A 12,177-nucleotide genomic window follows, 5' to 3' on the forward strand; every position below is an offset into this window, starting at 1 on the left:
ATGAATTGGAATGATTTTTGGATCCCGATTAAACTTTCACTGCAGGTGTCAGTGCTGTCCAGCCTAATCGTGATTCTGCTTGGTGTCGCTGCTGCTTGGTGGCTATCTCGGAAATCATTTAAAGGTAAGACACTTCTTGAGACCGCCTTTATGCTTCCGTTAGTTCTTCCACCAACTGTCGTTGGTTTTATATTATTAGTTATGCTTGGCCGGAAAAGCTGGTTTGGACAATGGATAGAATGGCTTTTTGACGCGCCAATTATTTTTACCTGGTGGGCTGCTGTAATCGCTTCGGTTGTTGTTTCATTCCCGATTGTGTATCAAACGATGAAGGTTGGTTTCTCTTCTGTAGAACGGGATTTAGAGGAGGCTGCGCGTTCAACTGGAGCTAATGAATGGCAAGTATTCAGGTACATAACGCTTCCCTTAACCTATCGTTCGTTGGTATCTGCCTATATTCTTGGGTTTGCTCGTGGACTTGGTGAATTCGGCGCGACGTTAATGATCGCAGGAAATATACCGGGTAAAACACAGACTATTCCTACTGCTATATTCGTTGCGGTGGATGCAGGGAATATGACAATGGCATGGGCTTGGACAGGGGCAATGATAATCATATCTTTTTTGATGTTACTGCTCACGAGACAAAAAAATAGCTAACCGTAAAAAGTCGCTGATTACAGCGGCTTTTTGCTTATCCATTACGTTAATCATCCCTTTATTATTAGAGTCACTTTGTTTTTAATAGATACAAAATAAAAAGTAAGTTGTATAGTAAAGAGATACGTTGTTGTGTGCGACAGATTCGGTTTATCATATTCAAGAAATAGTGAATGGCAACAAATTACATAGTCCCCTGATTAACATTTGAACAAGAAACAGAAAAAGATATGATGGAGAGGTTCAATTAATGCAAGAAAATTATAATATCAAAAGTATTGGGGAAGAGGTAAGTGAAGAGAGTTTCTTTCAGGGTGTAAAAGACTGCATTCCTACGTTATTGGGTTACCTCAGTATCGGATTTGCTGCTGGTGTGGTTGGGAAAACATCGGGACTTAGCATAGCTGAAATCACTTTGATGAGTTTATTTATCTATGCAGGCTCAGCCCAGTTTATCGTTGCTGGGATGATTACTACGCAAGCTTCCGCTTCTGCTATCATTTTTACAGTTTTCTTTGTTAATCTTCGCCACCTATTACTTAGTGCAGCCTTATCGCCTTATTTCCGGCACCTCACTCCTTTAAAGAACATTTTAATAGGTACTTTACTCACGGATGAGACATTTGGGGTTGCCATTAATCAGACGGCGAATAAGAAACGTATCAGTGAAAAATGGATGCAGGGTCTAAATATAACCGCTTATGTAAACTGGATCGTAGCCAATATAGCCGGTGCATTTTTAGGACAGTGGATTACGAATCCGCAAGAATTTGGTCTTGATTTTGCATTACCCGCCATCTTTATCGGACTCTTAGTTCTACTAATGGTGGGCCGATCGAAATATGTTGTAGATATTGTAGTTGCTATAAGTGCTGTTGTCATTGTTGTAGGTGTAACATTAGTGTCTTCTGGAAGTGTAGGTATCATTGTTGCTACAATGATTGCCTCAACAATAGGAATGGTGGTGGAAAAATGGAGATAAGATGGTCTATTCTTTTAATTATTATGGGGGCATCCTTAGTTACCTTCATTCCTAGAGTGCTTCCGCTTATTTTTCTTAGTCGCATACAATTACCTGAATGGGGGATGCGATGGTTGAATTATGTTCCTATCTCAGTCATGGCAGCTTTGGTAGGACAAGAGTTACTTACGCAGAATGGTGAACTTTCCCCGTTTCACAACAACTTAGAGTTATTTGCTGCATTACCAACTTTTATTATGGCTATATTAACACGTAGCTTATTAGGAACTGTAATGGTGGGGATTGTTTCTATAATGGTGTTGCGATTTTTATTATAGGAGGCGCATATATGACTCAAGGTGAAAGGAATTCTAAAATCGACCCCTATTTCAGGAAGCTTAAGAAGTGGAAGGAAGAATTCGAGCTGCTCAGAGAAATCGTTCTTGATTGCGGTCTGACCGAGGATTTTAAGTGGATGCATCCATGTTATACATATGACAATAAAAACATCGTGTTGATTCATGGTTTTAAGGATTATTGCGCGCTATTGTTTCACAAAGGTGCGTTAATAAAAGATCCCCATGGGATCTTAATCCAACAAACGGAGAATGTACAGGCAGCTCGCCAGATTCGTTTCACCCATGTTCAAGATATCGAGGAAATGGAACTTATCTTGAAAGCATACATACATGAAGCGATTGAGGTTGAGAAAGCCGGCCTACAAATAAACTATAAGAAGAACACGGAGTATGTCATACCTGAAGAATTAGAGAATAAATTCGCTCAAATGCCTGACTTGAAAACAGCTTTTGAAGCATTGACTCCGGGTCGGCAAAGAGCATACATACTGCATTTTTCTAGACCTAAACAATCTAAAACTCGAGAATCAAGGATTGAAAAAAATATCCCGCATATCCTCAGTGGAAAGGGATTAAATGATTAGACTTTAAAAGCCGCTTAAAGCGGCTTTTTTTTATTCTGAATTCTTGACCTTAACAAGGTGAGATTTTTGCTATCTCCAAATAACCCCTTGAAAGTGACGTAACGTCACTATTTATAATGGGCATTGTTGATATTCGTTGAATAGAAGACGTCTCATCGAGGGAGTTGAGAGTATGACAAAAGAAGACATCATGATATATGGGTGTGTATTAATTGGAGGTGGAATTGGACTTTGGATTGGAGGGCAAACATGAATAGTGAGCTGTTAATAATGATAGGTGGTTTATCTCTACTAGATACTCTCAGTCCGGCCACTTTTGGGGTTACTGTATATTTACTTCTAACTGAAAAGAAAAAAATAGGTTCCAGATTAATTGTATATTTATTAACTGTCGTAGGATTCTATTTTAGCTTTGGGGTGGCCATCAAACTTGGATTCGGGTTCTTTTTTGAAATGTTCTCGTCGTTCTTACAAAATCGTGTGGTAAGCTGGATTATATTTGTTGTAGGGGCGATACTGTTTGTTTGGAGTTTTTATGTCCCTAAAAGAAAGAGGACACCGTATACAAGTCCCAGATCAAAGACTAAATTCGCAATGGTTGCACTAGGAGTTACAACGTCACTTGTAGAAGTGGGTACAGCCCTTCCTTATTTTGCTGCTATAACACTTATTACAAATGCAGGATTAGTTTGGTTTGAGTGGCTCCCATTAATGTTTGCTTATAACATTGTTATGGTGCTCCCGCCATTGATTTTGTACATGTTATATGTGTTATTCGGCTCAGTAATGCAGAAGCCATTAAAGTACATCCAAAATCAGGTAAATAAAAGTTCAAGTTCCTTGGCTTCGTGGATCATGTGTATTGTCGGGGTGCTAATAATGCTCTATAGTGTGGATTATTTATAACATCGTCTGGCCAGATTACCTAACGAGCAGCGCCTAGGTGATGATACATAAAAAACCCATCCTCTCCGATTATGAAGAGAATGGGTTATAAGAAGAGTCATATAAAGGTGATTAACCGGTTAATTCTTGCCGTTCATCTACAGGATGACGACCACTTATCACTAGCATGATTGCAGATATAAAGATGAGTATAAAACAGAAGACAAATGAATAACGGTAACCTACAATACTGGCTAACCCCCCGCCAACTAGACTACCAATTAGTCTGCCGATCGTGGATGAATTAGAATAAAGCGTAGAAGCATAGCCAGGCATGCTAGGAAGCAGATCTTGAATGTAGCTAATCCCAATTGCTGAAATGACGGCAACAAAAACGGCGAGCAAAATTTGTGCAGCAAGCATCTGCCACATCGCGTCTGATATAATGATAACGAAATAATAAGCTCCTCCAAGAATAGCTCCGCAAATCATCAAGATACGATTACTGTATTTTGCACTTAGTAGACCGAGTATAATCATAAAAGGAATTTCCAGCGCAGCACAAATACTGCTGACTAGACCGACATCGTTTGTCGTTCCCCCTAGATTGTTTGTTATAAAGAGGGCAGTATTTAGGCTGCTCATCCAGTGAGCCGTATACATGAATATCAGAATCAGAAAAGGTAGCAGAATATTACGGTTCTGAACCAGCCGGAAACTTTGTGCTTTCACTTCAGAATTACGGGTTTTCAGTTCTGTATTTGATTTGAGAAATAAGAATGTAAGTAAGGCAACAAGTAGGAAAACTCCGATTGTACCCAAGAAAATTCCCTTAAACCCTACAGCTGCGATGAGCAATGTGCCGATTAAAGGACCTGTAATAAAGCCGAGAGAGAAAGCAGAACGTAAGGTAGAATTAGCAAAGGTATGATCTGTAAAATTACTCTTTATTACGGCTTCTCTAGCAATAGCGAACAACTGCGGCATCCCAGGTGCACCGAGTGCGGTGAAGACAATCATGTAGATGAACAATATCGTAAAATCACTTATGAACAAGTAGCCACTATAAGCCAAAACGCTACAGAGTGTAGAGAACAGATAAATGTTTTTTCGATTTAAACCGAGATCAGAGCGTCTTCCGATTAGCGTACTGATCCATATCCCTGAAATTAATGTGACGGCTAGAAATACACCAAACATCCCAATAGATACTCCTAGCTGTTCTGTGAAATAGATGGATAAAAAAGGGGCGCTCAGTGAAATGCCGATTCCCTGCAGTAACATACATATAAAGAGTAAGCCATATGAGGGGATCGAAAATAGTGCTGTGAGTCGTTTAATCATGATGTGAAGTAACTCCTCTATATTTGATTAAATAGACAATATGGTTACAGTATACTTAAAAAAACATCAATAATATACTTGCTAATTGACTAGAAAGCAACAACTACTTGGATATAGCAAAAAAGGAGGAGAGTTATGGATCTGAACTTTTATGAAAAGTTAAAACGATATGCAGCTCTCGCTGTAAACGTTGGGGTTAATGTACAGCCTGGGCAAACTCTAGTTGTGACTGCACCGGTATCAGCTGCCGAGTTTGTTCATTTAATAGTAAAACAAGCATATGAGATTGGTGCTCATGATGTTTATATCGAATGGAGTGATGATGAAGTTACACGAATCAAGTATAAGCTCGCGCCAGAGGCAGCGTTTCATGAATATCCTTTGTTTCGAGCGAAAGGATGGGAGGAGTTTGCATCAAATAATGCTGCTTTTCTAACCATTCTTGCTCCTAATCCTGATTTATTGCATGGAATTGATCCACAGAGGATAGCAAATTCAAATAAAGCTAAAAGTAAGGCACTTGCCAAATTCCGTAGTTATGGTATGTCTAACAAAATCAGCTGGTCAATTATCACAGTCCCTACCATGGCTTGGGCTGCTAAGGTGTTTCCTGAAGTTGAAGAGGAATTATTAATCGAAACCTTATGGGAGGTCATTTTTAAGCTTACGAGAATAAACTTGGAGAATGATCCGATAGAAACCTGGAGAGATCATCTACAGATGCTTAGAGACCGTACTGAACAGTTGAATCGGAAAAAGTACCGGTCACTCCGTTATAGCAGTCCTGGTACTGATCTTCGAATAGAACTGTCCCCTAAACATCTCTGGGTAAGCGATGCGGATAACTTCAACGAAAAGGGAATTCATTTTTTAGCAAATATACCATCAGAAGAAATATGGACTGCTCCTATCAAACAGGGGGTTAACGGGAAGGTCCGCAGTACAAGACCTCTTAATTATGAAGGATATCTCATTCCAGAATTTACTCTAACCTTTGAAAATGGAAGAATCATAGATGTTCAAGCAAATGAAGGCCTAGAGATCCTGAAAAGGCTTATTAATATCGACGAAGGTGCAGCTTACCTTGGTGAAGTTGCTCTCGTTCCACATCATTCTCCGATATCGAACACAAATCTAATTTTTTATAATACTTTATTTGACGAGAATGCTTCCAATCACTTAGCGATTGGAAATGCTTATCCGTTCTGCCTTGAGGGCGGTAACAATATGACCGAAGACGAAAAAGAGAGGAATGGAGTGAACACCAGTCTTATTCATGTAGACTTCATGATCGGCTCGGCAGATATGAATATTGATGGAGAACTCTTTGATGGAAGTGTAGAACCTGTATTCCGTAACGGTAACTTCTGCTGGTGAAGCGCTTGTTTCGTTGTATAGGGTATAGCAAATTTGCTTTCACTATATCATTCTATGTTATCATAATAATAAGTAATATAATGATAAGCTAATACTTGGAGGGAATACTCATTAGTAACGTCACCTTGAATGAAGCAATGTCCATGTTAAAGAAGACGAGCCGCACTTTTTTTATTCCCATAAGTTATTTGGAGTCAGGGTTAAAAGAAGCTGTTGCTTCTGCCTACCTATGTATGCGGGCAATCGATGAAATCGAAGATCATCCTGATCTGACAAACGATTTGAAAGTAGAATTACTTATGGGAATTCATGAAATTTTTAAATCTCAGGATATTAAGGAATCATCGCGTATCTTACTATCACCTTATCAGGAAGTATTACCGGATGTATCGATGCGTATTGATGAATGGGCGTATCTTTGTCCACCTTCCGGATCTTCAATCGTAAATCGTTATATCTCAAAAATGTCGTTACATATGGCTGAATGGGTACATAACGGGTGGAATATTCATACAGAAGAGGATTTGGACAGATATACTTACAGCGTGGCTGGGATGGTCGGCGAAATGTTATCCGAGCTATGGCTGTGGTATGACGGAACGGAGTCAGATCGAGCGAAAGCGATTGCGTTCGGAAGAGGACTTCAAGCGGTAAATATCCTCCGAAATCGAGATGAGGATATTCAGCGTGGTGTGGATTTCTTCCCGGACAATTGGGGTTTCGAGGAGATGGAGCAGTATACACGCCGCAATTTACAAACTGCCGATTCTTATATCGCAGAGCTAAAGAAGGGACCAGCATTAAAATTCTGCAAGATTCCATTAGCGTTAGCTCATGCTACAGTTAACCTCATTTCTTCGGGTGGAAGTAAATTAACAAGGGATACTGTCCTGAAAATTGTAAATCGTGTAACTGGATAATTTAATTAACAGTATTTATTTTATGTTCAAAACCTTCTATTAAAGCTAACCGGATTTCATAGCTTTAATAGAAGGTTTTGATTTTGTACGCCTCGAGATCAGCTGCATCCAATCGCATTATCATCGTGAAATCTGCGCAGACGGTATGCGTTCATGGCGAATTCGCGGAGCTCCTCTAGAATGGTGTAATTCGCCCATGCGCCTGCGAAGGCTCCAATGCCAGGTACCATCTGAAGCATTTTGCGGAAATCAATAGCATTACGATACTCTGTCTGAAATGACTCCCAATCCATACTTCGTGAGTAATCCGCTTCTGAAAGCCATTGCTCTTTTTCAGTGTGCCATTGCTTGATGGAGTTGAGCAGCCTGGCACGGTTTTCGGGTCCCGAAAACGTCATTTGAAATACCATAAGAATAAATACCCGCTCGGAGAAGTTTTTGGAGTCATAACCGTAAACATGCGCCAGCTCAAACAAATATTTCATCTTGATCGCAATTAAAGCTGGAAAGTCTACCATACTAAACATTATGCCGCCAGCTCCTGTTCCAGCGCCTTCGGCAACTGCAATTTTTTGATACAAGGCAAACAATTCTCTTGCTTCTTGATCCGCAGACTCCAGTCCTAAAGAGCGCTGTACTTTACGGCTAGGTGTATATTCCGCGCCGAACAGCGCCGTGCGTACAATTGATCGGATAGTGGTCGTAATGATGCTGTGCACCTTCGGGGAAATCAAATGATTTATTCGATCGCCGATTGTTTTCGATGTCTTTTCCAGCCATCCTTGCGGTTTGAACATCTTATATTCCCAGTCGGCAACTTCCTTCCGTACTTTATCTTCATACTTCATGATCAATCGCTCCTCCAAAATACTGTCTTATATTCTAACGAATAGATCCATAATTCGGAACAGACCACAGGAGGTGAAAGTCCTCGACTAAAGTCTAGGCACTCTTCGCTCATCGAGAAATATCCTCTGAATAAAACCGGACACTTTAACCATAATAATACACAGCCTGTGTTTTATTCCAAATGTAAAGAGGAGCAGATGAATGTGAAAAACAAACGTTTAGGTACGCTGCTTTTAACGTTGGCGCTCGTATTAGGCATGACACAAGTGGGTGGACCCGTTCAAGCGATGATGGTTGAGAAGAAAGATACGGCTTGCATAAGTCCTAAAATGGTACAGCTGAAAACCGATATGCAGAAAGTTTGGATCGATCATACGATTTGGACAAGAAGCTATATTGTCAGTGCTATATCGGATCGCCCAGATCAAAAGGATGTATTGAATCGGCTGTTACAGAATCAGCAGGACATTGGCAATGTGATTAAGCCTTATTATGGAGAAGAAGCTGGCAATAAGCTGGCCGGGCTACTTACAGAACATATCTTGATTGCAGGGAAAATCGTAGCGGCGGCAAAGGCAGGTAATCAATCAGAGGTGACTAAGCTAGAGAAGGATTGGCATAAGAATGCAGATGATATCGCCAAATTTTTAAGCGCAGCGAATCCGAACTGGGAATTCAAAGAGCTTCAAGATATGCTGTATACGCATCTTAAGCTGATTACGGAAATAGTCCTTAACTGTCTTAAAGGAGATTGGAAAGCGGACATTGCAGCAACCGATGAAAACGAGATCCATATGATTCATTTAGCGGATATCCTGACTGAAGGCATTATCAAGCAATTTCCAGAGAAATTTTAGAGAAAACCTTATAGATGCTAGATAAAGCTTTATTTGGCATAGCAGAAAGGACCTTCACGTAAATGAAGGTCCTTTTATTCTCGTTATTTGGCTGAAATTATTAACGCGCCCATTACAATGACCGCCACGCCAACCCAGCGGTTCAATGGAACACTCTCTCCGAAGAAGTACCAAGCTGCCACAATGCCAAGTGCATAAGCAAGGCTTTGGAGCGGGTAGGCTAGGCTCAGCGGTAGCCGGGACAGTACAAAAAACCATATACCCGTAGCCAATCCATAAAACAGGATGCCAAGCAGGATTAAGGGCGAAAACAGGACTGATAATAAATTGCTAAATTGAATGCCACCATGCTGCTCCAGACCCATTTTCCAAACGATCTGTCCAGAGACAAGAAGTATGATGTTGAGAAATAACATGATATAGGCCATATTAACGCATCCCCTCCGGAATAGGGTCATACGATGGAACGGAGGTATGGTCTGAAGCTACAGGATCAGCATGTACATCTATGTGCTCGTGAGACGGATCAATGGTTTGCAGGAATCCGTTATTTTCTGTACCAGGGCACTCCGGCGTTTCTGTCTGTTGTTCTGCTAATTGCCTTTCCAGCTTTTGAATGCGATCTTCCTGTAAACCCAGCGTTTGAGTGAGTACAACGACTTTTTGTGATAATGAGGAGACCGCGATCGTCAAGTGCAGCAGGATAAACAACACCGCGACGACACTTAGCAGATAAAGAAGCGATGGTGCATAGAAAATATCAATCCGAACCGCAAGCTCGTCCAACAGAGACGGAAACAAGGATAATACCATCATGATTGTGCTCATCAAAAGCCACAGCAGTGCGTACTGCTCCTTTAACTTCCGCTTGCGAATTAAATACAATATTGTTGCTGCAAACACAAGGCTAATGCAAAAGCTAACAAAATAAACATTAAGTTTCATAGCGATTTTCCCACGCTCTCTTTTTCATGGTTTTCATGAGCAGGACAGATAGGATCACTTTGGACATGTAGTACACGGATTTCATCGCGGATATGCTTGATACACCGCCTTGACGTTCATTCATAACGACTGGAATCTCCGTAAAAGATAGTTCCCGGTTATACAATAACATCAGCGCTTCTACTTCGGGGTAGTCGGTCGGATACTCGCGGGCGAACAGGGAAATGGCACGCTTTCCGCAGAAGCGGTAGCCCGAGGTTGGGTCCGTTACGGTCTGTCCAGTTAGCCGTGATAAGAGGGCGGACAGCAGATCGATGCCTATCTTACGGGCAAAGGTCGATTGGAACCCTTCCTTTGTAATAAAACGAGAGCCAATGACCATATCCGCATTTGTCTCGAGTATGGTGGAAAAAAGCTGATTCAGATCACTCGGATTATGCTGCCCATCGCCATCAATCTGCACAGCATAATCGTAATGATGTTCAGCAGCATAGCGGTAACCGGTCTGGACTGCACCACCTATGCCCAGATTGCAAGTCAGATCGATGACGTCTGCACCTGCAGCCTTGGCGATCTGGCTGGTGTTGTCGCTTGATCCATCATTAATGACCAGTACATCCACATAAGGTGTGTCCTGACGTATCTGTTGTATCACTTGTCCAATGCCCTCAGCCTCGTTATAAGCAGGGACAATGACAAGAACCTTGAACGGGTAATTATGAATTGTTCGTTGATTCGTCATGGATAACAGCTCCTTTCTGTGAACGTGAATTTGTTACATATCTATTCCAAAACCAGCGTACCATCGCGATTCCTATAACTGTGTCCAGGATGATGATCAGCGGCATTGCGGTATAGTTATATCGGAATTCGGGTACGAACGCTAAACGGGTCACCGTCATAACCACCACTATCAGTGTGAGAAGTGTTAGTGGCTTCCTCCATCTTCGAACTGCACCGATCAGAGCGACCGGACAAAACCATACGAGTACCGTATGAAGCATACTGCCTAGCGGACTCGGTAACACACTGTATATCGGGTTGTGGCCACTTCCAAAGTACATATTCGAATAGATATATTTCAGCTTGCCGACGGTGTACCATTTCACAAACGTCCAAGTATGTTCAGAAAAGCCTACCTTCAGCCGCTCTTTTGCGACTTCCATTTGGGTTTTACCATGGCGGTCGACAAGTCCGTCATCGTAGTTTTTGTCCGGATAGGTACCGGCAGCGAATGGATTGACTTGTGTGGAAGCAATCACGACTTCGTTTAGAGTCACCATGTTGCGGATGACCCAAGGTGAGAGAACGATCCCTGCTCCGATGCAAGTGAACAGTAAAAGTTTTAGTGTGAGTCTGAAATTCTTTTTCCAGAAAAAATAAAATACATACACCGGAGCGATTAAGATCAAAAATTCCGGACGCGTCAGTACGAGCAGTCCCATCGCCGCACCGGAGAGAAGCGCAAGGGTTCGTGTTTTCTTTTCAAAAGTAGAAAGTTGCAGGCGTATATATAGCATTAGAAAAAAGCACGCTAATGTCTCAGTGAGAACGGCGCCATTGCTCCAAATGAAAGGTGGGTATACACTGCATATGAGCAGAACGATTATTGAAACCGTCTGACCTGCGAGTTTTCGGGCAACCGAGTAAATCAGCCACAGCGTGACGAGACTGATCCCGACCTGGATATAACGGATGTACGGAAAAGGATCGTTATTCTGATAATCAACCAACTTATAAACCGCCGCCATAAATAGCGGATAGCCTGGCGTAACTTTGGCATTTGGCTCCGTATCTTTGTAAGCGTAGATTCCATCCTCAAGCAACTGCCGCACCATGATATCGTAATTCACAGTGTCATGTGATACTTTATGGTTGACTGAAACCAGAAAATCGAGGCGCAAAAAAGTAGCAAGTGCGAAGATCAATATGATCATCGTTATGAGCACCGTTTTTTTATGTGTAAGCATCTTGGATGTCATCGTGTTCATTGTTATGTCTTGCTCCTTCCTGAAGTGTTATATCTGAGGCAGCGGCATACACCGATGCCTGATGTCTACTTTCAGAATTAAGATTACAAGACACTTCTTTAAGGTTCTTGCCTAAATGCTTAACAAACTATTAAGTTTTTCCGTGGATTCAATAACATTCGTGTATTTCTATTCTTCATCCGTTTTCGTGAACTCACCATATATTGAGTATTCCTGTTGCTTTTTATACTGAATAAGTGAAGTTATAGGATAAACTGTTGGATACATTAGTTTATTGAAAAATATATGTGGTAAAAAATGTCGGAGGAGAGGAAACAACGCCATGTCCTCACTCTTATCTAAATACAGTTAATTAAACACTTTAAAAAGCCGCATTTTTATGGTATTATCCCCTTTTAGTAGACAAGAGAAAAAAGACATCTGGTAAGATGGACTTAATCTTGTT

14 protein-coding genes are annotated in these 12,177 nt (G+C 41.3%); 8 read left to right on the forward strand and 6 right to left on the reverse strand.

Annotated elements, in window-relative coordinates; genetic code table 11:
* The 5 genes from modB to ACFQV5_RS13405 all read left to right on the forward strand — a co-directional run bounded on the left by modB (position 1) and on the right by ACFQV5_RS13405 (position 3,470).
* Positions 1-660 (forward strand): molybdate ABC transporter permease subunit, encoded by a 660-nt coding sequence (gene modB, locus ACFQV5_RS13385; protein ID WP_379247556.1) that lies wholly within the window; start codon positions 1-3, stop codon positions 658-660.
* 250 nt (positions 661-910) lie between these two features.
* Entirely contained in the window at positions 911-1,642 is a 732-nt protein-coding gene (locus tag ACFQV5_RS13390) for an AzlC family ABC transporter permease (RefSeq protein ID WP_379247558.1), read from the forward strand.
* A complete protein-coding gene (locus ACFQV5_RS13395) occupies positions 1,633-1,959 on the forward strand; it encodes an AzlD domain-containing protein (RefSeq protein WP_379247560.1) in 327 nt (108 codons plus the stop codon). The genes ACFQV5_RS13390 and ACFQV5_RS13395 overlap by 10 nt, the downstream gene beginning before the upstream one ends.
* An 11-nt stretch (positions 1,960-1,970) precedes the next feature.
* Positions 1,971-2,564, forward strand: coding sequence for a YdeI/OmpD-associated family protein (locus tag ACFQV5_RS13400; protein WP_379247562.1), 594 nt, complete (start codon positions 1,971-1,973; stop codon positions 2,562-2,564).
* A 249-nt stretch (positions 2,565-2,813) separates the two neighbouring features.
* Complete coding sequence (locus ACFQV5_RS13405; RefSeq protein ID WP_379247564.1) at positions 2,814-3,470, forward strand: GAP family protein; 657 nt, start codon at positions 2,814-2,816, stop codon at positions 3,468-3,470.
* A 111-nt stretch (positions 3,471-3,581) separates the two neighbouring features.
* Here ACFQV5_RS13405 and ACFQV5_RS13410 read toward each other — a convergent pair whose 3' ends face one another.
* Positions 3,582-4,793, reverse strand: coding sequence for a sugar efflux transporter (locus ACFQV5_RS13410; RefSeq protein WP_379247566.1), 1,212 nt, complete (start codon positions 4,791-4,793; stop codon positions 3,582-3,584).
* A gap of 135 nt (positions 4,794-4,928) precedes the next feature.
* Between ACFQV5_RS13410 and ACFQV5_RS13415 the strand changes: the two genes are divergently transcribed.
* Together ACFQV5_RS13415 and ACFQV5_RS13420 are read left to right on the forward strand one after the other, a co-directional pair.
* Positions 4,929-6,170: an aminopeptidase gene (locus ACFQV5_RS13415; protein ID WP_379247568.1), complete on the forward strand. Its 1,242-nt coding sequence runs from the start codon at positions 4,929-4,931 to the stop codon at positions 6,168-6,170.
* Positions 6,171-6,307: 137 nt separating this feature from the next.
* Positions 6,308-7,090, forward strand: a complete 783-nt coding sequence (locus ACFQV5_RS13420) for a squalene/phytoene synthase family protein (protein WP_379247570.1) — start codon at positions 6,308-6,310, stop codon at positions 7,088-7,090.
* Positions 7,091-7,188: 98 nt separating this feature from the next.
* Here ACFQV5_RS13420 and ACFQV5_RS13425 read toward each other — a convergent pair whose 3' ends face one another.
* Complete coding sequence (locus ACFQV5_RS13425; protein WP_379247572.1) at positions 7,189-7,938, reverse strand: EcsC family protein; 750 nt, start codon at positions 7,936-7,938, stop codon at positions 7,189-7,191.
* A gap of 204 nt (positions 7,939-8,142) precedes the next feature.
* Here ACFQV5_RS13425 and ACFQV5_RS13430 point away from each other — a divergent pair, with 204 nt between their 5' ends.
* Complete coding sequence (locus ACFQV5_RS13430; protein WP_379247574.1) at positions 8,143-8,796, forward strand: glycosyltransferase; 654 nt, start codon at positions 8,143-8,145, stop codon at positions 8,794-8,796.
* 83 nt (positions 8,797-8,879) lie between these two features.
* Here ACFQV5_RS13430 and ACFQV5_RS13435 read toward each other — a convergent pair whose 3' ends face one another.
* The 4 genes from ACFQV5_RS13435 to ACFQV5_RS13450 are packed head-to-tail and all read right to left on the reverse strand — an operon-like array spanning position 8,880 to position 11,732.
* Positions 8,880-9,224 carry an EamA family transporter gene (locus ACFQV5_RS13435; RefSeq protein ID WP_379247576.1) on the reverse strand — a complete coding sequence of 115 codons (345 nt, stop codon included), beginning with the start codon at positions 9,222-9,224 and terminating at the stop codon, positions 8,880-8,882.
* Position 9,225: 1 nt separating this feature from the next.
* On the reverse strand, positions 9,226-9,741 hold the full coding sequence (locus ACFQV5_RS13440; RefSeq protein ID WP_379247578.1) for a DUF2304 domain-containing protein: 516 nt from the start codon (positions 9,739-9,741) through the stop codon (positions 9,226-9,228).
* Positions 9,731-10,483 carry a glycosyltransferase family 2 protein gene (locus ACFQV5_RS13445; protein ID WP_379247580.1) on the reverse strand — a complete coding sequence of 251 codons (753 nt, stop codon included), beginning with the start codon at positions 10,481-10,483 and terminating at the stop codon, positions 9,731-9,733. The genes ACFQV5_RS13440 and ACFQV5_RS13445 overlap by 11 nt, the downstream gene beginning before the upstream one ends.
* Positions 10,458-11,732: an ArnT family glycosyltransferase gene (locus ACFQV5_RS13450; protein ID WP_379247582.1), complete on the reverse strand. Its 1,275-nt coding sequence runs from the start codon at positions 11,730-11,732 to the stop codon at positions 10,458-10,460. Before ACFQV5_RS13450 ends, ACFQV5_RS13445 begins: the two co-directional genes overlap by 26 nt.
* Between the last annotated feature and the right edge of the window lie 445 nt (positions 11,733-12,177).

Source organism: Paenibacillus sp. GCM10028914 (assembly GCF_042666275.1).
Classification (GTDB): domain Bacteria; phylum Bacillota; class Bacilli; order Paenibacillales; family Paenibacillaceae; genus Paenibacillus_AQ.